This is a genomic window from Sulfitobacter sp. PM12, from assembly GCF_045586035.1.
Lineage (GTDB): Bacteria > Pseudomonadota > Alphaproteobacteria > Rhodobacterales > Rhodobacteraceae > Sulfitobacter > Sulfitobacter pontiacus.
In genome coordinates, this window is the sequence record NZ_CP151534.1 from 196,854 (window position 1) to 218,050 (window position 21,197).

General features: G+C 57.1%; 19 protein-coding genes. 11 read left to right on the plus strand and 8 right to left on the minus strand.

Annotated features, from left to right (window positions below; genetic code table 11):
* Positions 1–172: 172 nt before the first annotated feature.
* On the plus strand, positions 173–568 hold the full coding sequence (locus AADW22_RS18140; protein ID WP_306285956.1) for a RidA family protein: 396 nt from the start codon (positions 173–175) through the stop codon (positions 566–568).
* 760 nt (positions 569–1,328) lie between these two features.
* Positions 1,329–2,393 carry an MBL fold metallo-hydrolase gene (locus AADW22_RS18145; protein ID WP_407474878.1) on the plus strand — a complete coding sequence of 355 codons (1,065 nt, stop codon included), beginning with the start codon at positions 1,329–1,331 and terminating at the stop codon, positions 2,391–2,393.
* 33 nt (positions 2,394–2,426) lie between these two features.
* On the opposite strand, the gene AADW22_RS18150 is transcribed toward AADW22_RS18145, so the two are convergent.
* From AADW22_RS18150 to AADW22_RS18160, 3 genes are all read right to left on the minus strand, one after another.
* Positions 2,427–3,566, minus strand: coding sequence for a thiolase family protein (locus tag AADW22_RS18150; RefSeq protein WP_407474879.1), 1,140 nt, complete (start codon positions 3,564–3,566; stop codon positions 2,427–2,429).
* Positions 3,567–3,576: 10 nt separating this feature from the next.
* Positions 3,577–3,984 (minus strand): Zn-ribbon domain-containing OB-fold protein, encoded by a 408-nt coding sequence (locus AADW22_RS18155; protein ID WP_407474880.1) that lies wholly within the window; start codon positions 3,982–3,984, stop codon positions 3,577–3,579.
* A 118-nt stretch (positions 3,985–4,102) separates the two neighbouring features.
* On the minus strand, positions 4,103–4,720 hold the full coding sequence (locus AADW22_RS18160) for a TetR/AcrR family transcriptional regulator (protein WP_005848500.1): 618 nt from the start codon (positions 4,718–4,720) through the stop codon (positions 4,103–4,105).
* 307 nt (positions 4,721–5,027) lie between these two features.
* Between AADW22_RS18160 and AADW22_RS18165 the strand changes: the two genes are divergently transcribed.
* From AADW22_RS18165 to AADW22_RS18200, 8 genes are all read left to right on the plus strand, one after another.
* On the plus strand, positions 5,028–6,560 hold the full coding sequence (locus AADW22_RS18165; protein WP_407474881.1) for an AMP-binding protein: 1,533 nt from the start codon (positions 5,028–5,030) through the stop codon (positions 6,558–6,560).
* A gap of 61 nt (positions 6,561–6,621) precedes the next feature.
* Entirely contained in the window at positions 6,622–7,389 is a 768-nt protein-coding gene (locus AADW22_RS18170) for a crotonase/enoyl-CoA hydratase family protein (protein WP_407474882.1), read from the plus strand.
* 2 nt (positions 7,390–7,391) lie between these two features.
* Positions 7,392–8,264 (plus strand): SDR family NAD(P)-dependent oxidoreductase, encoded by an 873-nt coding sequence (locus AADW22_RS18175; RefSeq protein WP_407474883.1) that lies wholly within the window; start codon positions 7,392–7,394, stop codon positions 8,262–8,264.
* A 126-nt stretch (positions 8,265–8,390) separates the two neighbouring features.
* Positions 8,391–8,744: a hypothetical protein gene (locus AADW22_RS18180; RefSeq protein WP_407474884.1), complete on the plus strand. Its 354-nt coding sequence runs from the start codon at positions 8,391–8,393 to the stop codon at positions 8,742–8,744.
* Between the two features lie 85 nt (positions 8,745–8,829).
* The gene (locus tag AADW22_RS18185) at positions 8,830–9,696 is read left to right on the plus strand and encodes an oxygenase MpaB family protein (RefSeq protein WP_407474885.1); all 867 of its coding nucleotides are present in this window, start codon (positions 8,830–8,832) and stop codon (positions 9,694–9,696) included.
* Between the two features lie 376 nt (positions 9,697–10,072).
* Complete coding sequence (locus tag AADW22_RS18190; RefSeq protein WP_407474886.1) at positions 10,073–11,182, plus strand: C4-dicarboxylate TRAP transporter substrate-binding protein; 1,110 nt, start codon at positions 10,073–10,075, stop codon at positions 11,180–11,182.
* A gap of 199 nt (positions 11,183–11,381) precedes the next feature.
* Positions 11,382–11,861 (plus strand): TRAP transporter small permease, encoded by a 480-nt coding sequence (locus AADW22_RS18195; RefSeq protein WP_407474887.1) that lies wholly within the window; start codon positions 11,382–11,384, stop codon positions 11,859–11,861.
* Entirely contained in the window at positions 11,854–13,164 is a 1,311-nt protein-coding gene (locus tag AADW22_RS18200; RefSeq protein WP_407474888.1) for a TRAP transporter large permease, read from the plus strand. Before AADW22_RS18195 ends, AADW22_RS18200 begins: the two co-directional genes overlap by 8 nt.
* Before the next feature lie 124 nt (positions 13,165–13,288).
* On the opposite strand, the gene AADW22_RS18205 is transcribed toward AADW22_RS18200, so the two are convergent.
* The 4 genes from AADW22_RS18205 to AADW22_RS18220 form a co-directional block, all read right to left on the minus strand.
* Positions 13,289–15,055 carry a SulP family inorganic anion transporter gene (locus AADW22_RS18205; RefSeq protein WP_407474889.1) on the minus strand — a complete coding sequence of 589 codons (1,767 nt, stop codon included), beginning with the start codon at positions 15,053–15,055 and terminating at the stop codon, positions 13,289–13,291.
* A gap of 51 nt (positions 15,056–15,106) precedes the next feature.
* Positions 15,107–16,735 carry an alkaline phosphatase family protein gene (locus tag AADW22_RS18210; RefSeq protein WP_407474890.1) on the minus strand — a complete coding sequence of 543 codons (1,629 nt, stop codon included), beginning with the start codon at positions 16,733–16,735 and terminating at the stop codon, positions 15,107–15,109.
* Positions 16,736–16,810: 75 nt separating this feature from the next.
* The gene (locus tag AADW22_RS18215; RefSeq protein ID WP_407474891.1) at positions 16,811–17,842 is read right to left on the minus strand and encodes a TAXI family TRAP transporter solute-binding subunit; all 1,032 of its coding nucleotides are present in this window, start codon (positions 17,840–17,842) and stop codon (positions 16,811–16,813) included.
* Between the two features lie 19 nt (positions 17,843–17,861).
* Complete coding sequence (locus AADW22_RS18220) at positions 17,862–19,721, minus strand: TRAP transporter permease (RefSeq protein WP_407474892.1); 1,860 nt, start codon at positions 19,719–19,721, stop codon at positions 17,862–17,864.
* 119 nt (positions 19,722–19,840) lie between these two features.
* Between AADW22_RS18220 and AADW22_RS18225 the strand changes: the two genes are divergently transcribed.
* Complete coding sequence (locus tag AADW22_RS18225; protein WP_407474893.1) at positions 19,841–20,626, plus strand: IclR family transcriptional regulator; 786 nt, start codon at positions 19,841–19,843, stop codon at positions 20,624–20,626.
* Between the two features lie 17 nt (positions 20,627–20,643).
* On the opposite strand, the gene AADW22_RS18230 is transcribed toward AADW22_RS18225, so the two are convergent.
* Positions 20,644–21,099 carry a MarR family winged helix-turn-helix transcriptional regulator gene (locus AADW22_RS18230; protein ID WP_407474894.1) on the minus strand — a complete coding sequence of 152 codons (456 nt, stop codon included), beginning with the start codon at positions 21,097–21,099 and terminating at the stop codon, positions 20,644–20,646.
* Positions 21,100–21,197 lie beyond the last annotated feature (98 nt).

Genomic DNA, 21,197 nt, shown 5'->3' on the forward strand with positions numbered 1-21,197 from the left:
CATCTCTTCGCGCGCTTCTTGGGTTAATATTTACGCACTGCTCACCGAACCGCCCAAGTAAAGGGCATAACTAACTTCAGTTCGCCCGGTTCAAGCTGTGAACTATACGTGTGCTAACTAATTTATGGGATCACGTGACGACTCAAAACTAGCACAGAAAGGCATTCCAATCATGGCCACAGCCCTTAATCCGACCAGCATTGCGCCGCCGTTTGGCGATTATAGCCACGGAATCAAAAGCGCCCCTGCGTCCTGCTTGGTTGTCACTTCAGGGCAGCTTGGACTTGCCCCCGATGGAAGCTGCTCTACAGATGTGCGCAAGCAGGCAGAACAGTGTTTTGCCAACATCGACGCGATCCTGCATGAGGCAGGTTGTGACCGCGCTGATGTTATACGGCTCAGCGCCTTCGTCACCGACCGCGCCTTTTTTCCCGACTATATGGCTGTGCGTGATGAATGGCTGGCTGGCGTCACCATCCGCCCTGCCTCCACGCTGCTTGTCGTCAGTGGCTTCACCCGCGAAGAATTCAAAGTGGAGATCGAAGCGACTGCTATTCAGAGAGATTGATCTGTCGTTGTGAACCGCAGGTGAATATCGATGGCAGTAGTTAACCATCGGATTCTCGCCGAGGCAGTATGCGAAGTGGAATTTGGGCAACGCCTCTAAAAACGAAAATAGACCTCGAGGCCGCCTTAGTGAATGACCCGTTTGCCCGACTTACGACGATGGCCCCTATATTGCCGGGAGCTCTCGGCAATGTCTTCTTCGAAGGAACCGCATCGTAAAGTGTGAATGCGGTGCCTATGGGCCGTTCTCGCCGGACCAGCTGGCCTTACGCGCCGCGTGCGTAGTTCGGGCCCCAACCGACCTCAGATGCGATGCAGCGTAGCCGTGCTCGCGCGGGGGTCGGGCTACGTCGAGGTCTTCTCATGCGCGGCGCTATTTGACAGCGACGCCCATACGTTTCTGCCGCGGCACATATGAGCCGGAATATGGGTTCGGGGGAACGCTTGGACGAACATGTTATTACATAATCCTAATTATGGGTAAACGTTAGCCTTGGAAGCCTAGATCGTACTAAATATGCTCCGACGAAAGATCACCGGAATTTGAGGTAAATATACGTCTCAGGAAAACTGAGTTACTTCCACCTCGGTCGAGGCAGCTACCTTTCTGGTATGACAGTTGCCAATGTCTCATATCAAGCGGTTTTGAGGCCTACGTCACTCAAGGACCAAGAAGGTGACTTCGGGTCGTTACCTTGCTTGATGAATAGCAAATAAGTGTATATTTCTGTTTTGATTACGCCAGTTTAGGACGAGTCGAGATGGTTTGCGAAGTAGCCTCAGCCGCGGTCAAAAATGTTCTCCAATATCCATTTGCAGGAGATGCCCCGCTCATCGGCGATGGCTCTACTGTTGAGGTGAATGATAACCTGCTTTGGGCACGTATGCCGGTTGGTGGTGGGCTGGTGTCGGTCAACATCTGGCTGTTCAGTCATGATGGGGCGTGGGATATCATTGATACGGGCATCGACTCTCCGGAAACCGTTGCGGCTTGGGAAAAAATCTTTAACTCCACCATTCAGAGACACGCCGTAGGCCGTTTGGTTCTGACCCATGGACACCCTGACCACGGGGGGCTGGCCGGGTGGATTAGTAAGCTTTGTGATGCGCCGGTGCTGATCACTTCGGAGGAAGAGAAAGAGCTGGTTGCATTGGCCAAGGGCATGTCGCCGGAGCGTGATGCGCGCCAGGCGGCATTCTTTCGCGCGGCTGGCGGTAGTGATGCTTTGATCGAGGCAAATATGGATCTTCAACGATGCTATAGCGGGCTTGTCTGCACTCCGCCGGAGAAGTTTGAACGGATTGCAGCAGGTGACATTCTGACGTTGGGAGGAGACGATTGGCGGGTCGTCATAGGCTCCGGCCATTCGCCAGAACACGCCTGTCTTTATAACGAAAAACGAAAACTGTTCATCGCAGGCGATCAGGTGTTGCCGAAGATCACGCCCAACGTATCGGTTCGCGCGCGCAATCCCGAAGCGGACCCGATGACCAATTGGATTGGTAGTCTGGCGCGCATCAAGTCGGAGATCCCGGATGACGTGTTGGTGCTGCCATCGCATGGCGATCCATATCGCGGGTTGCATGCACGCATCGACACGCTGATCGAAGGCCATGAACAAGACCTGAAAAATGCGCTCGCGGAGATCCGGGAGCCCAAGCGGGTCATCGACCTGTTCACCGTTCTCTTTAACCGCGAAGTGACGGAAAGCATTTATGGTCTTGCCGCTGGCGAGGCATTGGCCAATCTCCACTGCCTACGTACGCGCGGTCAGGCCACGCGCGACATCGATGCTCAAGGTGTCGCGTGGTGGCGGGCGATTTGAAATCGCCCGATCACCTTACATGCTTCATACGTTCTATTTCATCAGGACATGCGCGTAGCAAACGGCGCCGACCCCCACCATATGGGCCAGTCCGGTCTTGGCGTTCTTGTGCTGGCGTGCACCCGCCTCGCCGCGAAGTTGCCGGGTAATCTCGCCCACCTGACCGATACCGGTCGGGCCCACGGGATGGCCCATCGCCAGCAATCCGCCTGAGGGGCTGACAGCACAGAGCCCGCCAATATCCCATGCGCCTTCTTTTAGCATCGGCACGTAGTGGCCCGGTTTACAGATGTCGATGGCCTCGGCATAGAGCAGCTCTTCGACCGAAAAGGCATCGTGCACTTCCAGCACATCCAGATCCGTCGCCGCGATCTGGGCCTGGGATATGGCAAGGCGCATGATGTCAGCAGTGAGCGCGGTGTCGGGGTTCAGATTGTTGCCCGCCCGTTCGCTGCCCGCAGCGGAGGAAGCAATCCGCACGGCGCGGCCCATATCCAGACCCAGCCGCTTGATACCCTCCTCAGAAGCAAGAATGACCGCCGCGCCGCCCTCGCCGATTGGGGTGCACTGCAAGGCGGTGATCGAGCCCGAAATCGGTCGGCTCATCACCTCTTTGATCGTGCGGACCTTCTGACGTTGGGCATTGACGTTTTTCGCGCCGTTCGCGTGGTTTTTCACGGCGACAAGCGCCATGTCTTCGGGGGTTACGCCATGTTTGTGCGCATACTCATCCGTCAGCAGAGCGAAGTGGGTGAAGGGAAGGATACTGTCCTCTGCCAGATCCGGGAGCCCGGTGCTGGCGCGATAGACTTCGGGGCGCTCCCGCTTGTCAACGCCGACCGCCAGGACGACGTCGCTGATGCCAGAGGCAACTTCCATACAGCCGTGCCGTACCGCAGCCGACCCGGAGGCGGAAGCGTTTTCGATGTGTACGATGGGGCGACCGCTATCGCCGAGATGGCGCAGCATCGGGCGGCCAACCGCCATGCCTAGAAGGGCATGCGCCACATAGGACGACTCGACGTCCTCCCACGTCACGCCGGCGTCTGAAAGCGCTTCGCGAACGGCGGTCAGACCGAGCTGGACATAGCTGGTATCGCTGCTGCGCTGGTACGGGTGAAAGCCGATGCCGACAACGTAAACGGGGCGAAGATCGCTGATAAGTTTGGCCATGTGCTGATCCTCAATCTTCAACCAGTATGAAACGAAGGTCTTGCACGCCGTGGTTCGGGCGCGTTTCGGGAACGAGTTTCGTGATCATAGACATTCCCGGTGTCAGTATGGCGTCATCAGGGGCCTCCAGAACAGACCGCAGGATCGCGCCATCCTCTGTCTGGATCGAACCGACCAGAAATGGCTTATCGCGCGGGGTGCCGACAGGCATATGCACAAATGCGGAAGCAATCAAAGTACCGCGCCCCGTGAGCGTTTTTGGGCTTAGTTCCGTCGAGCCGCATTTCTCGCAGCCATAATTCTGCATCGGAAAAAACACATATCCGCACTCTTTGCAGACTCCGCCGATCAACGCCGGGTTATCCGGCAGTTGTTCCGTCCCCCCTGCTTGAAACAACTCGTGCACTTCTTCGGTCATGGTGTCTCCCCTACGCCATATCGTCTGAAGGAGACTATAAATTTGCTTGTTGTTTGACAAGTTTATAGTTGCACAGGTCTCACTGCTGCGATCTTGGCGCACCATGACTGGTTATAGATTACTTGGCCGCAATGGACTGTTTGAGATTGGAGATGAAAGCCTCTCCCAGCGGAACGGTTTCGTAATTGGTATCCAGCACGGCAAACGCCAATTGACCCCGCAAGAATGCGTAAATGACACCGGCCTGTAGCAATGGGTCAACATCACTGCGGATGTTTCCGCTTTCGATACCGATCTCGATTTCCTGTTTGAGCGTCGAGATCGCCTGATTGTGCAGGCGCGTCATTGTTTTCTTCAGGCTCTCTTCGATCTGTGCCTGCGTGAACAGGAAGGTGAGTGCCTTAACCCGTTCGAGCTTGGACACTTTGATATAGTGCCGGATGAGGTCGTTTATCCGCTGAATCCCCCGTTCGCGAACTGGCAATTCAGCCGCGTCCTTGTAGAATTCCGAAACGACATATTCCGCTACACGGTTCTGAAGCTCAATCTTTGAACCGAAGTAATGGCCCGGAAGCCCGCGGCTAAATCCCGCCAGATCGCCAACCTCGGCAAGAGAAAAGCCATCGAAACCCTTCCTCGCGACGAGATCCGTCGCTGCCCCTATCAGCTTAGCCTCAGCTTTCTCTCGCCGTTCGACTTGAGTTCTGCGTTTCTTGGGTGTCACGTCTGCCGGCATCAGTCTGTCCAATTTTTGTCTGTGTAGGCCCAGATGAGAGCTACTGCCCATATCGGTACGGGCTGCATGCCCCCTATTAAAGAAGCGCCATATACATTGTATGTAATAGTTTGTTGGTGGTCCAGCAAATGACCGACAAGATTGGTCATCACTGATATATGCCGAAGCATCACAAATTCTTCTACCACCAATGATACTACTTGACGGATTAGAATTCGCCACAATAAACTTGCTTGATGGTCAGCAAGCTAATTAGCGGGGCACAGGGAGGATCGTGTGAGCTGACCAGCGCAATGGAGGATTTGCGATGAGCACACTTGGAAGCTCGACCTGCACAATGGGCGAGTTGTTTGACCGCGCGATACGCCGATTTGGCGACCGTCCCGCGATCGTCGATGGCAAAAGCAAGCTGACCTACCGCCAGTTGGGCGCAAGGATTTCACAGTATAAGTCAGCATTTGCCGCACTTGGCCTCAAGAACGGCGATGCCGTGGGGCTGCTAGTAACCAATACAATTGAAGCCTACAGCGTTATGGCTGCGGCGATATGCATGGGGGTTCGCTACACCGCGCTACACCCGATGGGCAGCCTTGATGACCATCTGTTCATCGTCGGCGACGCTGAAATCGACATGCTCATCGTTGAGCCGACGGCCTATGCCGCGCGTATCGAACCGCTTTCAAAAGCGTGCAAGATCGCAACCTTGGGGCCTTCGGAGGGGCATACCGACATCAGTGCCCTCGCCGATCAGCAAACGCCCGGCGATCTGTCCCCGACACTAGATTCATCGCAGATCGTCTGCGTGGTTTATACGGGCGGCACAACCGGTATGCCCAAAGGGGTCATCCACCGTCATCCGTCCTTTGTGAATAGCGTTCAAACTGTCTTGGGCGAATACGAATGGCCCGCGGAAACGAGGATGCTGATCGTTGCTCCCATTTCTCATGCGGCTGGCCTGTTGGTGCTTCCCGTCCTGCTTAAGGGCGGCATGGTTGTCATGGCGAACGGATTTACGCCGACAGGATTCCAGGACACCATTCTTGAGCACAAGATCACCGCGACATTTGTCGTGCCGACGATGATCTATGCGCTTCTTGACCATCCAGATGTTGTCGTCGAAAAGATGTCATCGCTAGAGCTGATAATCTACGGTGCCTCGCCGATATCGCCGTCCCGCCTTGAACAGGCGCTCAAGTTCTTTGGCTCTGTTTTTTTGCAGGGGTACGCGCAAACCGAGGTGCCGTTGCAGATCACCATCCTGCGGCGCGAAGACCACGACCCGGCGCGACCCGAACTGCTGGCGTCTTGCGGACACCCGACTGCAGCCGTGCAGACCGCGATCCTTGATGAGGATGATCAACCTGTCGCACGCGGCGAGGTAGGCGAGCTGTGTATTCGCAGCCCGATGGTCATGGATGGATATTGGAAGCGACCTGAAGAGACCGCCGAAACGCTTCGCTCGGGCTGGCTGCACACCGGTGACATGGCGCGCGAGGATGACGGCGGATACCTCTATCTGGTTGACCGCAAGAAAGACATGATCATTTCAGGCGGCTTCAACGTCTATCCGCGTGAGGTTGAAGATACACTCTCGAGCCACCCGGATGTTGCCAACGTTGCCGTCGTGGGCGTGCCGCATGACAAATGGGGCGAAGCCGTTACCGCAGTTGTCGTGCAGCGCGAAGGCTGCACCATCGACAGCGCCGCCTTGTCGAGTTTTGTCAAAGACAAGAAGGGGCCGATCTATGCGCCCAAGGCCATCCATGTCGTCGACGCGATCCCGCTGACGGCTATCGGAAAACCGGATCGCAAGGCCGTCCGCGCCATGCTGGCGGAATGATGTTTCCCTGTTCGACATCACAAGGGACAGCTTTCGGGCTGAAGGAAAACAAGGTGCAACAATGAGTTATATCAAGACTGAAACCGATGGTCATGTCCTGATCATCACGCTGGACCGGCCCGACGCCCGCAATGCTTTCAACCTCGCCATGTCCGAGGAACTGGAGGCGATCATCGACCGCTACGAGAACGATATCGAGCTGCGCTGTGCCATCATTCAGGCAAACGGGCCAACCTTCTCGGCGGGTCAGGATTTGATCGCGGCGGCAAAGGGGGAACGCTCGGTCACTAAGGGGCGCGGGGGTTTCGGGATCATGGGCCGCCCGCCCAACAAGCCCCTTATCGCAGCGGTTGAGGGCCAGGCGCTGGCCGGCGGCATGGAATTGACGCTGTGCTGCGACATGGTCGTTGCGTCAACGGGCGCGGTCTTTGGGTTGGCTGAAGCCAAGCGCGGGTTGGTTGCCATCGGCGGAGGCTGCTTCCGCCTGCCCCACCGCATCCCCCACAACATCGCGATGGAGATGATCATCACGGCCGAGCCGCGCTCTGCCGAAGACATGCACAGCTTTGGCTATGTCAACAAACTGGTGGAACCGGGCAACACCCTTGAAGGGGCGATGGAATACGCGGCCCTTGTCGTGCGCAACGGACCGCTTGCCACGGTGGCGTCCAAAGAGATCGCTCACCGTTCCGCCACAGAGCAATGGCGCGATGAGGACGGATGGCGCATTCAGGAAGAGATCATCAAGCCGGTTCTAGCCTCTGATGACCTCAAAGAGGGCCTCGCTGCCTTTGCCGAAAAACGTGACCCCGTCTGGAAAGGAAAATGACCATGAACTCGCTTGAAGGAAAAGTCGCGGTTGTTACCGGCGGCGCACAGGGCATCGGCTATGCAATCACGAAAATACTGGCAGGGAACGGTGCCAAGGTCGTGTTCGCCGATGTCGATGGTGAAGCTTCCGCGAAGGTGGAACAGGAGTTGGGATCGAGCGCCAAGGCGCATGTCGGCGATCTGCTGGACCCCGAGGTGCCGAAAGCGCTGATCGACACGGCTGTCGATGCGTTCGGCGGTGTGGATATTGTGGTCAACAACGCCGGGTATCACTGGGACGCAATGTTTCACAAAATGTCTGAAAAGCAATGGCAGGCCATGCTCGACATCCATATGACAGTCCCCTTCCGGGTACTTCAGGCCGCGGCACCCGTCATGTTCGCTGCCGCCACCGAAGATGCCAAGGCAGGCCGCGAAGTCATGCGCAAGGTCGTGAACGTCTCCTCGCTTGCTGCGTCATTCGGCAACATCGGCGCGTCCAACTACTCTGCCGCAAAAGCCGGGATGATCGGGCTGACCAAATCGCTCGCCAAGGAATGGGGGCCGCGCAAGATCTGCGTGAACTCTGCGGCATTCGGCGTGATCCAGACCCGGCTTGGGCTGCCGCAAAGCGAACAGAACCAGATCAAGGTCGGTGGCGAAGAGGTGAGCCTGGGTGTTCCGGTCAAGACATTGCAAGCCATGGGCATCGACCACGAGATAGAAACCGGAGACATCTATAAGCAGCGCGAGATCAAGCAGATCCCGCTGGGCCGCGCCGGTCACATCGATGAGGCCGCGGGCCTTGTTTATTTCCTGTGCTCGCCCCTGTCTGACTACGTCACTGGCCAGGTGATGTCGGCAAGCGGCGGTTCGGGCGGCGGAATGTCCTGATGCTTCCTGCGCAGCGGTAAGGGCATCGCTCTCCTAGCGAAAATGTCGTGATCGCATACGCTGTCTCAATGTTCAGTCTCAAGTAGCCGAGTTGAGCTCTGTCAGTATAGCTTAAGGAATTCCACCATGAAACTCATGCAGGAAAAAGACCTACAATCCGAGTTGGAAATCGACGCAAGAATGCAGGGCCTCGATGGTCGCTATGACTTCGCGCCTGCTTGCACAAATCTGGACGATCCGGGACGCAGACCCGGAACCGCCCACACAAAGAAAATGCTGACAAAGTTGTCGGGCGTGGAGCCGGTGTATGACCCGGAATACGCAAAAAAACTGGCAATGATGAATTGGGTCGGTGATCCCCTGTCGGACAAGGCCGTGCTGTCGATCCGCCGAGGTGGGCGCAATCCTCATGAAATCACCGCCAAATTTCTGGAAGGTGGCATCGACGCCGTAGAAAATCCGCCCGAGGAACTCGGTTGAGATCTGGAAGCAGGTTTCCGAAGACCCTGAATGGCTGGATTGGGAAAAACTGGAACGCGGTGCCAAGGTGTTCCGCAGGTTTGGCGTGTTCGCCTATCAGTTTGCCGGTACCATTTCCATCGACGGCTTTCGGTCGCCCAATATCAGCCGCACGCTAATGTCGACGGGGCAATACAGCGATCAGACCGCATTCAAGCGTTTCCTGCTTACCTGCAACTTTTGGCTTCAAGTCTCCGAAGAAGGTGGCATGCGCCTGCACGGTGAGGGTTGGAAAGTAGCTCTGCGTATTCGGTTGCTGCATACCCTGATCCGGCGGGCTGTATACGGCAGCGATCGTTGGAATGAAAAAGAACTTGGCATGCCGATCAGCCAATTGGGCCTTTTGGCCGCGCCCATGCTTGGCTCACCTGGAATGGGGCTGTTCACCCGCGCTTTGGGCTATCGCACCACGGACGCCGAAATTGAGGACATGAACCATTTCTGGCGCTATGTCACCTATATCATGGGATATCAAGAGTTCTGCAAATTCCCTGAAACAATCGAAGATTCCGTAAACGCCCTATTCCATCTCAGCTGTATTAGCGTGAAAACCGACGATGACGACGGCATACGCTTGGGACAATCCTATATCGACAGCTTCACGCCCCCAGAAGATCTTCGCGGTTGGGTCAAAGTGAAGCGTTGGGCCGAGCATAAAGTGAACATCGCGCATCTGATGATGTTCGTGCCGCCGGAATCTCGCGCATTGCTGAATGTTCCGAATTCAAAGTTCTGGACGCTGGTCTACTTCCTTGGCCATGCGCCAAAAACGTTCATTCAGGATACGCGGCGCAAACGAAGCACGTCCTACGCAGACAGGCTCGACCGCCGCATGACGGAACAACGCCGGAATTGGGTGAAACGCCAGCTTGGCGAAGCAGACTTGGTCTACCGGCCCCAATCGAAATTCTAAGCGTGTATGATGGGATGTAGCGCCGCATTGAACTCTGGGTGCCCCGACGATCTGCGCAAGCTAACAGCGCTGCAAGGGTCGGAAGTGCCAACCACCATTCAGTAATATCAAATAATAACAGCGACTTACTGCATACCCATGCGAACCTGCCAAGAAAAATAGCGAACACAAGAATTTACTTGCTTTATAACAAGCAACTACTAAAGTTTTTGAGGGAGTTCCGCGGATCACTGGGAGGTTAGGTGGTTCGAGGCGACACGGAGGAAGACATCAGAAAGAGTGACTGCCCATGACCCGCGTCAGCGGTTTTGGAGCGACACCACCAACGCCGTGATTTCATCAGGGCGGGGGGCAAATACAACGAAGGAGGATCGTTATGCACCTGAAGAAAACCATTGCCATCACCGCCGCCACGCTCGCGCTTAGCACGAGCATCGCGTCCGCGCGTGAAATCACCTATGCACATTTCCTGCCCGCCGCGGGGTCGATAAGGGACGCGACTGTCGCCTATTTCGACCGCGTATCCGAAGCAACCGGCGGAGAGCTTACGTTCGAGACGTTCTGGGCCGGTGCCATGGGAGGGCCGGTAGAAATGTTGGACACCATTGGCAGCCAAACCGTAGACGCGGGCGGGATCGTCGACGCCTACCTGCGGTCGAGCATTCCAACGGCTTCGATGTTCTCGGACTTTGGTCGGCTGGTGTCATCCAACGCCGATATGCTCGCCTATTCGGCTGCCGTGACAGAACAGCAATTGCTTAAATGTCCGGAATGTTCTGCCGACTATGCAGATAACAACGTCAAGCTGCTGGCGACAACGGCGACCGCGCCATACTATCTCATGTGCAAGCCAGAAGTAACTTCGACCGCAGATTTGGCGGGTAAAAAAGTGCGCGCTGTCGGCAATGTTGCCAACCTGATGCAGCAAATGGGCGCGGTGCCTGTGTCGGTGACGACAGCAGAAATGTATGAGGCCATGCAGCGCGGCCAAGCCGATTGCAGCACAGGATCGGCTGCCTGGCTGGATGAATACAAGCTCGGCGAATTTGTGAAGTCGATGATTAACGAGCCGATTAACGACTACATCAGTTCGGGCAACATTCTGTTTAACCTCGACGTATGGAATGACTTTTCCGAAGCTCAGCGGGCCGCGTTCATTGATGAGCTTCCGGCCTTCGTAGCACAGATCAACTTTGAAGGCTTGTCCGACGCGGACCAGGCCATCGAAGCCGCCAAAGCAAATGGTCTGAAAATTTATGAACCCGATGAGAAATTCAAGGCAGAGATCACCGAGTTCCGAAGTGCTACCTTCGCCGCTGCCATCACCACGGCCGAAGGCACAGGTGTCAAAGTTGCGGAGCGGGTCACCACCGACTTTGAAGCACTGGTGGAAAAGTGGAGCGCCATTGTAGCTGATATCGGCATGGATCAAGCCGCCTATGAAGAGGCGCTGCGCACAGAGATCTACTCCAAACTGCCAAAATGATCCTGCCCGAAGAACTGCGGGCAGCCATTATGGTTGCCCATGGTTTTTGACGTGCCGGGGTGCAGGTGCCCCCCCTCAGACAATCGACGCATATTTCAAGGATCAAAGCAGCATGGCCAAGTTGGTTCACTTTGCAAATTGGGTTGCGAGAATTCCAGCGATTTTTGCAGCCCTTCTCGTAGGCGCAATGATGCTCCTTGTGGCGTCCGACGTAGTCCTCAAATACCTTTTCAACGCGCCCGTCCCCATGACGCTGGAGCTGGTCGCGGCATATTTCATGCCCGCCATTTGCTTCCTGCCCCTTGGCAATGTGACGCGCACCGAAGCGCACCTTGAGGTCGAACTATTCACCCAAGGCATGGCAGGGCGCCCCCTTGCCGCGATCAAGCTTTTTGGCTGTGTATTTGGGATCATCTACGGAATTTACATGCTGGACCCCGCGATTGCCCAAGCCATCAAAATGACCGGGCGCGGCGAGTATTGGGAGGCCGCCACCGCCCACTTGCCGGTCTGGCCCGCCCGCTGGTTCTTTCCGCTGGGGATTGGCCTCATGATCTTGTGGCTTGCCCTCCTCGCCGTGTCTCACGTGTTCGTCGTACTGACAGGGCGTTCACCCATCGCCCGTGAAATGTCGAAACAGGGCGATACCAAACATTCTGCAGGAATTAACCATGACTGATCTGGCCATCGGCGGCGGCGCTCTTGTCGCCATACTCATCCTGCTCGCACTGCGTGTCCCGATCGCGTTCGTTCTGGGCGGCGTTTCGTTCGTCGGCATTATCCTTGTCCGAGGATGGAATGCGGCGCTCAACATGCTCGGATCCTTACCGCACAGCTTTGCCTCGTCGTGGGAGCTTTCTGCCGTGCCGATGTTCCTGCTCATGGGGGCGGCGGCGTTCCAGACCGGCCTTACTCAAAGCCTGTATTCCGCCGCGCGACTGTGGCTGAACAAGCTGCCCGGCGGCCTCGCTGTCGCCACGAACTTCACTGCGGCGGGCTTTGCCGCAGCCTCTGGATCTTCAGTCGCGACCTCGGCTGCTGTCGGACGGTTGGCGATCCCGGAAATATTGAAGTATGGCTATGACAAAGGCCTCGCCACCGGCACCGTCGCGGCGTCCGGCACGCTAGGCGCGCTCATTCCCCCGTCGATTGCCTTTGTTCTCTACGGCTGGTTCACGGGCGAGTCCGTCGGTAAACTGCTGATCGCAGGCCTTATTCCGGGGATCATGACGGGCGCAATTTATACGCTGATGATCATTCTGCGTTGCATAAAGTCACCCGGACTTGCACCGAAAATGACTGAGCACGTCACCCTGAAGGAAAAGATGCAGGCGCTGGCTGCCGTTTGGCCAATGCCGGTTCTAGTTCTAAGCGTCATCGGCTCCATCTATTCCGGCATCGCCACACCGACCGAAGCAGGCGCGGTTGGCGCCGTGATGGCTTTCGTCATCGGGGCAGCCAAAGGCAAGCTGACCTGGGCAGTCCTGTGGCGAAGCATGGATGACACGATGAACACAACCGCTTCGCTGTTCTTCCTCGCCATCGGTGCCGTGATCCTGACGCGCTTTCTGGCTATTGCCGGTATACCTACTTTTATCGCGGAAGTGGTGTCCGATCTCGGCCTCGGGCCCATTCAGCTGGTCATTGCCATGGCCATCGTATTCCTGCTGTTGGGCATGTTCCTTGACCCCATCGGTGTGATGCTGGTGACGCTTCCGATATTCTTGCCCGCGTTTGAGGCAGCCGATCTCAACCTGATCTGGATCGGCGTGATCGTCGTCAAGATGATCGAGATCGGGCTGCTGACGCCGCCTGTCGGGATCAACGTCTATGTGGTCAAACAGGTCGCGGGAGACAGCGTACCGTTGTCAACTGTGTTCAGCGGCGTAAGCTGGTTCCTCGCCTGCGAGGTATTCATCATGGTACTTTTGGTTGCCTACCCAGCATTGTCTCTATGGTTGCCTAACTACATGGGTCAATGAACCAAAAGGGGGCTGGAATAATCGGTTTTAGTCACGCCAAAACTCGCTATCGGTTCCTCGCGCTTGGTAAGTCACCCGCCAATACCAACGTCCAAGCAGCAAAGCTCCCGGCGATATAGGCGCGCTATTTTTCAGGACCGGGTTTTGACGCACATTCCATGAATATCCTTAGCTCACAGCTGCGGCAAATGTCGTCATCCGCAGCTTTGACCGCAGCGGCAATCGCCTCGCCCTTGTTGTTGTGCATGTTATCTTCGCCAAGCTCGTCGCATACATGCAACTGCCGCATGATCCGTAATGCGGGTGCGTTGGTGGTAAAGATGTGGAAATCAGCGCCCGCCCGGCGCGCGCGTCTGATCTCTTTCAACAGCAGACCCGCGCCCGATAGGTCAATTTTCCAAAGACCTTTCAAACCCATAAGCTTCGTTTTCGGGACCGGGCTTCGTTCTTCCACCTGCCTGAATTGCTGTTCCACATTCTCGACAGAGGCAAAGAACAACGGGCCATCCACCCGGATGACAGAAATCTGCGGGCATTCCGGCAGCCCATAGTTGGCCGCGTTTTTGAACACCCGTCTTCCATTAATCTCTGTCGGAGAGCCGACCGCGACGATGGGATGGGCGCTATCGTAAAGAAAGACGCAAAGCGACGTGATGACGCCGATAACAATGGCAAGGTCCAACTCGGTAAAAATGCCGGTCAGAAAGGTCGCCGCCAAGATAGCTGTCTCCCTCTTGTTCGAGGTCAGGATATGGCGGATCTCGTGAAAGTTGATGAGCCGGTAGGAAACGAAGAGGATCACCCCCGCCATCGCGGGAACTGGGACATATTCCAGATAGGGGGCCAGCACGAAAAGCAGGATCACCAAGAACCCTGCCGCAAAGATCGTTGCCAGCGGGGTTTGCGCACCCGCATCCGCATTCAGCCCCGACCGTGTGAAAGACCCCGACCCCGCGTAGCACTGAAAGAATGCCCCTACCGCATTGGACAGCCCCTGCCCCACCATCTCTTGGCTGGAGTTGTAAGGCTCATCCCGCCGCAGGGCAAAAGAACGCCCGATGGAGATCGCTTCGAGCAGACCGACAAACGCAACGGTCGCCGCGACGGGCAACAGCTCCGTCACGAGATCAAAAGATATTTCGGGCGCGCCGAAGGAGGGCACGATAGAGCGAAGTGGAGAGAACATCGCAACCCCTTGCGCGGGCGCATCCAGCACCCACGCGACCGCGGTCCCTACGGCCAAAGCAATGATATACGCGGGCATTTTCTTGCTGACCCGGGACATAAGCACGAGAGTGAGGATCGTCGCGGCTGAGATGAGCATTGCGGTGGCATTTACTCCGCCGATGTTTTCCGCCGCGTGGTAAAGACGTTCAAACACACCACCGCCCGCCCCTTTGGACAAGCCAAGCGCACCGTTCAATTGGCTAGCCGCGATCAAAAACGCCGCGGCCGCAGTGAACCCGATCAGAACCGAGTGCGAGATAAAGGAGATCAACCCGCCAAGCTTAAACACGCCCGCGACAATCTGGATCACCCCCACCATCAGCGTCAGGGACAGCACCAACGCGATATAGTCGTCAGAGCCCGGGACCGCGAACTGTGACATCGAGCCAAACACAACCGCCGAGATCGCCGTGGTCGGCCCCGACACCATGATCATCGACGATCCCCAGATGCCGGCAATCAATGACACGACGACAGCGGTGAACAGTCCGAATTCCGGCGGCAGACCCGCGATGATGGCAAAGGCCACCCCCTGCGGCAATACGACGGCCGCATTCGAAAGACCGGCCACGGCATCAGCCCTGACCGTGCTACGATCAACCTGTTTGAACCACGGTCGCGCGGGGCCAAGCGCCAAGAACAACGCGGTCAACCGGTGATGCATATGCTTCTCCCGAACCTGCGTCTCAGGTTCTGCTTTCAGCTCGAGAAAGGGTTAACCCTTCGGTTTGGCACCTGCTGCTGCAAAGGCAGCTTCAAGGTCGGCCTCCGTTGGAAAGCCAATAAGCACACCCGCCCGCGCTTCGTTTAGGTCAGCACCGCGCCGTTCGATTTCAGCGTCGGACATCGTGGTGCGCTGGCTGATGCGGCGGGTCCACTGGAAGAACAGCTTTTGCAGACGTTCACATTCATGCGCGTGCTTCGGATCGTTGCCCAGATCATTGAACTCATCCGGATCGGCCTGCAAATCGAACAACATCGGGCGGAAGCCTTCGGCAAAAACGTATTTCCATCGCCCATCGAAAAGCATCGTCAGCTTCGCTTCGGCAACGCTGACGCCCAGACGGCGCCGCGCCTGCCGGAAGGAGTAGTCGTACTCGGAAACGACAAAATCACGCAGCCGGTCCTCCTTGCCCTGCATGAGCGGGCGCAGGGACTTGCCCTCGATAATATGCGGGACGGCAGTACCGCCGAAATAGTCAAGAATGGTCGGCACCACGTCAATCGCCTCGATCAGCGCATTCGAAACCGTGCCGCGTGTGGCGTCTGCCTCTTTGCTGGGGTCGACTACAATTAGCGGAATACGGGCCGAAGGATCGTGGAACAGCTCTTTCTCGCCAAGCCAGTGATCCCCAAGATAATCACCGTGATCCGAGGTGAAAACAATCATGGTCTCATCGGTCAGACCCTTGGCATCCAGAAACGCCATCAGTTCGCCCATCTGGTCGTCGATCTGTTTGATCAGGCCCATATAGGCACCGATCACCTTGGTCCGGGTGACGTCATTGGTGAAGGCTTTGGACACCCGCTCTTCCATAAAGGCACCGAAAACCGGATGCGGGTCCGTCTTTTCGGCCTCGCTGCGCAGCACCGGCTGATGGGTCTCGGGTGGGTACATGTCGTGATAGGGCGCAGGCACGATATAGGGCCAATGCGGCTTGATATAGCTCAGGTGTAGGCACCACGGTGTGTCGCCCGCTTCCTGAATGAAATCCATCGCGCGGCGGGTGATGTATGGGGTTTCGCTTTCTTCGTCCGACGCACGGGCCTTCAGGTCAGAATTGTCGAGGAACCAGCCGCTCAGGATGTTGCCGTCTTCATCTTCGCCACTGTTGGCGACACTGTCCCAAGGGTTTTCTTCCTCCCAGCCGCGGTCTTTCATGTAGTCATCATAGGCTTTGTTGCGCTTGCCGTAACTGGTGCTTGGGTGCAGTCCGTCGTCGCGCTCGTATGGCTCGAAGCCACATTCAGATACCAAAGCGCCGATGGCACTGTCCGGCGACAGGCCAAGACGTTTCATCCCTTCCGCATCGGCGCTCATATGCGTCTTGCCGCAAAGCGCCGTGCGCACGCCCAGAGGGCGCAAGTGGTCGCCCAAGGTCATTTCGCCCACTTTCAAGGGTACGTTATTCCACGTCGACCCATGCGAGCTGACGTAGCGGCCCGTGTAAAAAGACATGCGTGAGGGGCCGCAGATCGTAGATTGCACATAGGCGCGGTCAAACCGCACACCTCGTTTGGCCAAGGCGTCGATATGCGGCGTATCAAGCCCCGGATGCCCCGCACAGGACAGGTAATCCCATCGCAGTTGATCACACATGATGAAGAGTACATTTTTTGTCATGAAGATGTCCGGGTTCGAGAAGTATTCAGACGTTGGTTGGGGTGGCCGGAACTGCTTGAGCCCCGGCCACTGGTTTTAGGCTTTCGCCGCATCGGGGATTTCGACACCCATTTCGGTCAGGGCACGCAAAGCGCCGGGGTGCAGAGGTAGGTTGATGTCTTGCACCGCCCCCTCTGGCGTGATCGCCCGCAGCCAAGGCGCGCTCTCGCCCGCCTCTTTGACACCTACGTAAAAGGCCTTGGTCATCTGATAGACCATCTCTTCATCGGCGTCCTTGTTGGTGACGATCCCAACGGTGACGCCCAATGTCGTGACGTCTTCATCGTTCACCTGATTATCACCGTAGATGCCCGCAGGCAGTGTCGCGGCGCTGAAGCCGGGGCGGCCCACGAGCGCCTGAACGCCTGCAGACTCCAGCGTATCCGTAGGGATACCAAGGAAGCGGATCTTGTTGGTCACCGCGATCTGGGTCAGCGCGGGGCTAGGGGCGTTTGTGGGGTTACAGTACACATCGAGGTTGCCATCTTGGAAGGCCGCCGCTGCCGCATCCCAGCCAAGTTTGACGGCTTCGTAGTCAGTGCCCTCTTCCAGCCCCGCTACGGCTTTGAACAGACGTGCCATTGTGGTGTAGGCCGCGCCGCCGGGAGGGCCAAGGAAGACGCGCTTGCCGGCGATCTGATCCATCGACGTGATGCCTGAGGAGTCGTAAACCGCGATGTGATAGACCCCCATCGGGAAGTTCAGCACGGTGCGCAGATTGTTGACCAGTTCAGGCGCCTGTTCGATCTTCTCATACATGGCCGCCTGACGGCGCATCAGCGAGTGGATGACGGGCGAGGACATGCAGAAGTCGCTGCGCCCCATCGCCACTTCCAGCACATGGCGCCTGGCTGCACCCGTGGCATTCAGCTGGATTTCATAGTCGGACAACGCGCCGTTCACGATATTCGCGAAAGTCGTCATTACGAGGTTCGGGCTGGTGCCCGGCCCGAGGGTCGACATGCGCAGGATGTCTTTTGCAAAAGCCCCCCCCGGCATAGCGGCGAGGGCAGCAGCACCTGCAGCGGTGCCGAGAAAGCCACGGCGCGAGAATGTTGAATTGGTCATTGGTTAGTCCTCCTCTGTATTATGAAACTTCGGGCGTCATGAACGCGCCGAACCGAACGGCCGACCAAAGTGCCACGGTGGCTGCCACGGCAATCCACGACACCAGCGGTCCGAAAAACAAAAGCGCAAAGGCAATGCCAAGGCCTACCGGTGCGTAGCGCAGCTTGCCTTTCGCGGGGTAGCAAGCCCGCGAGATATGCAGCACGGCGAGCGTCACAAACAGGATCGACTGCGCGGATTCCGCCAGCGGATATCCGGTACCAAGCAGCATGGCCGGTTGATAGATAAAGGCGAAGGGGATTACGAAACCGGGCAGCGCCAACCGTGAGGCTTCAATCGCTGTGCGCATCGCGCCGGCTCCGGCGATGGGTGCGGCCGCAAAGGCCGCTAGGGCGACAGGCGGGGTCACCGCAGAGAGCACGCCGAAATACAGCACGAACATATGGGTATGAATGATCGGCACCCCAAGTCGTTGCAGCGCAGGCCCCATGACCAGCACGATGATCAGATAGGCAGGCACCGTGGGCATCCCCATACCCAAGAGCAAACAGGCCACGGCCATGAGCACCAAGGATACAGCCAGTTGCCCATCGGCATAGCTTGCCACGAGCGACGCGAACCGCAGCCCGACCCCCGTCAGGTTCAAGATCCCGATGATGATACCAACCGCGCCCACGATCACCACCAACTGGGCCGAGATCAGCCCCGCCGCGCGAATGAACCTGACCCAAGAAGACACGTCGGTCAGCAAGCCGGGCTTGATCGCGAACCCAAGCACGACGGCAAAGGCCACGCCGATAAAACCCGCATAGGCCGGGGAAGAGCCGCCGACCATGGCAACGACGATAGCCGTCAGCGAAATCATAAAGACGATAATCTGCGCAAGTTCACGCCAGACGAAGCTGAGTTTTGGCTGTACGGAAACGTCTAGCTCCATGTCCCGTGCCGCACTTGACGTCGACATGAACAAACCCGCGTAATACAGGATCGCCGGAACGGCGGCGGCAGCACAAATGGTCAGATAGGGCTCGCCGGTGACATCGGCCATGATGAAGGCCACGGCCCCCATAATCGGTGGGGTGATCTGCCCCCCGCTCGAGGCAGCGGCCTCAACCGCGCCAGCAAAATGAGCTTTGAATCCGCGTTTTTTGATCAGCGGTATCGTGATGACACCCGTGCCGACAACATTGGCTACGGCGCTGCCGGAAATCGTGCCGAACAATCCGCTGGCAATGGTCGCCGCCGCCGCCGGACCCGAACGAATACGCCCTGTAGCCGCGAGAGCCAGCTTCACAAGCACACGGTCGATCGTGAGAAATTCGAGAAATGCGCCGAAGATGATAAAGATCAGGATGGTCGAGACCACTGTCGCCATAGGGCGGCCAAAAACACCGTCAAAGGAATACCACAGAACCTGGATCAACTCCTCAGAGGTCATGCCCGCATGGCGCATGAAACCCGGCGCATATTGTCCGAATGCACCGTAAAGAAGCACCAGCGCCGCGACGCTCGCCATGACCATACCGACAGATCGGCGTGTGAGCTCGATCACCGCAATCAGTCCTAATGTGCCGAGCCAGATGTCGGTGGAAGTGAGGAAATAGAGCCCGGTTTCGATCTCTGCCGCTGCGCGAAAATACTGAAAAACAGAAACTCCCAGCAACACCGCAGTGACCAGTGCCAGAGGTTTCTCCACCGCGACGAGTGGATTTTCCATTTGGGTTAGCAGGATCAATAGCCCTCCGACCAACAACATCCCCACGCGCAGATACGACTCGCTGAAAACGCCAAACACGGACACGTAAAAGACGACGGCGATGATCAAGGCCGATAGTGCCAGATTCAATCCGGTCACGGTTTTTGAAAACACATTTTGCATCGGTCCTCATCTCCTCCAAATGCAGCCCGGCATGGTCCTCCTCGACCACAACGCGACCGCACAAGAATTAGACAGTAGAGGGTTGACGGTCCAACACCAATTTCACTAGGTGGAACGCTATGACAAAATTAAATCGGTCCGTCGAACGCGGGCTCAACATTCTTGAAGTTATCTCCAGCAATGGCGTTTGTTCCCTGGCCTTTCTGGCTGAACGGACTGGATTGCCTAAGCCGACGATCCTGCGAATCTGCGCCACTTTGGTCCAACAGCGCTGGCTTAGCCAAAGCAGAAGTGACAGCCGCTACAGGGTTGGCTCCCGATTTCCGCGGGTCAACGCACACCCCGATTCGATAGATGCTCTGGTCGAAGCCGGTGCCTCTGCGATCCTCGCGCTCTCTGAGGCAACCGGACTTGGCGTGGACCTTGCCGCACCCATCGGCAACGGGCGGGTCGAGATCGTCGATACGACGCGGACCTTCTCAGAGCATGGCGTTTTCCCCGACTGCATCGGCTACAGACCCTCGCCTTTTCGGTCTGCCTTGGGATGTGCATTTCTTGCCGCGTTAGACCCCGCGCAAGAAGCTGAATACACCGCCCGTTTGGCAGTTCATACCACCGGTAGGGATCGCGTCGCCGCCTTAGCGCTGCCAGCCAAATTGCGCGAAGTGCGGGTGCAGGGTTTCGCCACAAGAGAGGACGGCTATTGGGGGCGTGCGGTAGACTACGGTGGCATCCCAAGCGCGATAGCGGTCGCCATCAGCTCTCGGGGTCACATCGTCGGCGCAGTCAGCCTCATTTGGCTGGCCGAGCAGCACAGCGTCGCCTCTGTCGCCAAAGCGCATCTGGAAAAACTGACCGCCACGGCACGGGAGATCGGTGAGCTCTACGCCGCCCACATTGGCTAATTTCGTTGATCGACTGTTTAGGCTTTGCCCGTCTGCCCGTCCAAAACACCCTGCAATCGGGCTAGCAGGTCGTCCAGTTGCAGGCGCTCTTGCGCACTAAAGGCTTCCAGTACCGCCGCTTCAAAGGCCAAAGCCTCAGGCACGATCTGTTGAAAAACCTCTAGCCCCCTGTCGGTCACTTCGATTTCAACCAAACGATGATCCCGGTCGCTGGTCGACTTGGCAAGAAGGTCGGCTTTCTCAAGCTTTGACACGGCCCGACTGACGCTCGGCTTGTCGAGCGAGACACTATCATGGATCTCGCGCACCGACATTTTCTCGCGATGCGCCACATGCGCCAGCACCCGCCATTCCGGCGTGGAGAGACCGTAGGGCTCCCCGTAAACCTTCGACAGCTTCTTGCTCATCTGGGCAGCCAATACAGACAGTCTGTAGGGCAAAAAATCCGACAGACTGAAGTCATCTGATGCCATATGCGCCCGCCCTTCCTAGATCGTTGCAAATGAAATGTTCTTGACGGAGTGTCCCACAGCAGCCTATTCGTTGCAAGTGCAACGATTCTCATAGGGCG

Excerpts from the sequence above, each read along its gene's own strand:
- AADW22_RS18140 (WP_306285956.1), top strand. The coding sequence starts at position 173 with ATGGCCACAGCCCTTAATCCGACCAGCATTGCGCCGCCGTTTGGCGAT.
- AADW22_RS18145 (WP_407474878.1), top strand. The coding sequence starts at position 1,329 with ATGGTTTGCGAAGTAGCCTCAGCCGCGGTCAAAAATGTTCTCCAATAT.
- AADW22_RS18150 (WP_407474879.1), bottom strand. The coding sequence starts at position 3,566 with ATGGCCAAACTTATCAGCGATCTTCGCCCCGTTTACGTTGTCGGCATC.
- AADW22_RS18155 (WP_407474880.1), bottom strand. The coding sequence starts at position 3,984 with ATGACCGAAGAAGTGCACGAGTTGTTTCAAGCAGGGGGGACGGAACAA.
- AADW22_RS18160 (WP_005848500.1), bottom strand. The coding sequence starts at position 4,720 with ATGCCGGCAGACGTGACACCCAAGAAACGCAGAACTCAAGTCGAACGG.
- AADW22_RS18165 (WP_407474881.1), top strand. The coding sequence starts at position 5,028 with ATGAGCACACTTGGAAGCTCGACCTGCACAATGGGCGAGTTGTTTGAC.
- AADW22_RS18170 (WP_407474882.1), top strand. The coding sequence starts at position 6,622 with ATGAGTTATATCAAGACTGAAACCGATGGTCATGTCCTGATCATCACG.
- AADW22_RS18175 (WP_407474883.1), top strand. The coding sequence starts at position 7,392 with ATGAACTCGCTTGAAGGAAAAGTCGCGGTTGTTACCGGCGGCGCACAG.
- AADW22_RS18180 (WP_407474884.1), top strand. The coding sequence starts at position 8,391 with ATGAAACTCATGCAGGAAAAAGACCTACAATCCGAGTTGGAAATCGAC.
- AADW22_RS18190 (WP_407474886.1), top strand. The coding sequence starts at position 10,073 with ATGCACCTGAAGAAAACCATTGCCATCACCGCCGCCACGCTCGCGCTT.
- AADW22_RS18200 (WP_407474888.1), top strand. The coding sequence starts at position 11,854 with ATGACTGATCTGGCCATCGGCGGCGGCGCTCTTGTCGCCATACTCATC.
- AADW22_RS18205 (WP_407474889.1), bottom strand. The coding sequence starts at position 15,055 with ATGCATCACCGGTTGACCGCGTTGTTCTTGGCGCTTGGCCCCGCGCGA.
- AADW22_RS18210 (WP_407474890.1), bottom strand. The coding sequence starts at position 16,735 with ATGACAAAAAATGTACTCTTCATCATGTGTGATCAACTGCGATGGGAT.
- AADW22_RS18215 (WP_407474891.1), bottom strand. The coding sequence starts at position 17,842 with ATGACCAATTCAACATTCTCGCGCCGTGGCTTTCTCGGCACCGCTGCA.
- AADW22_RS18220 (WP_407474892.1), bottom strand. The coding sequence starts at position 19,721 with ATGCAAAATGTGTTTTCAAAAACCGTGACCGGATTGAATCTGGCACTA.
- AADW22_RS18225 (WP_407474893.1), top strand. The coding sequence starts at position 19,841 with ATGACAAAATTAAATCGGTCCGTCGAACGCGGGCTCAACATTCTTGAA.
- AADW22_RS18230 (WP_407474894.1), bottom strand. The coding sequence starts at position 21,099 with ATGGCATCAGATGACTTCAGTCTGTCGGATTTTTTGCCCTACAGACTG.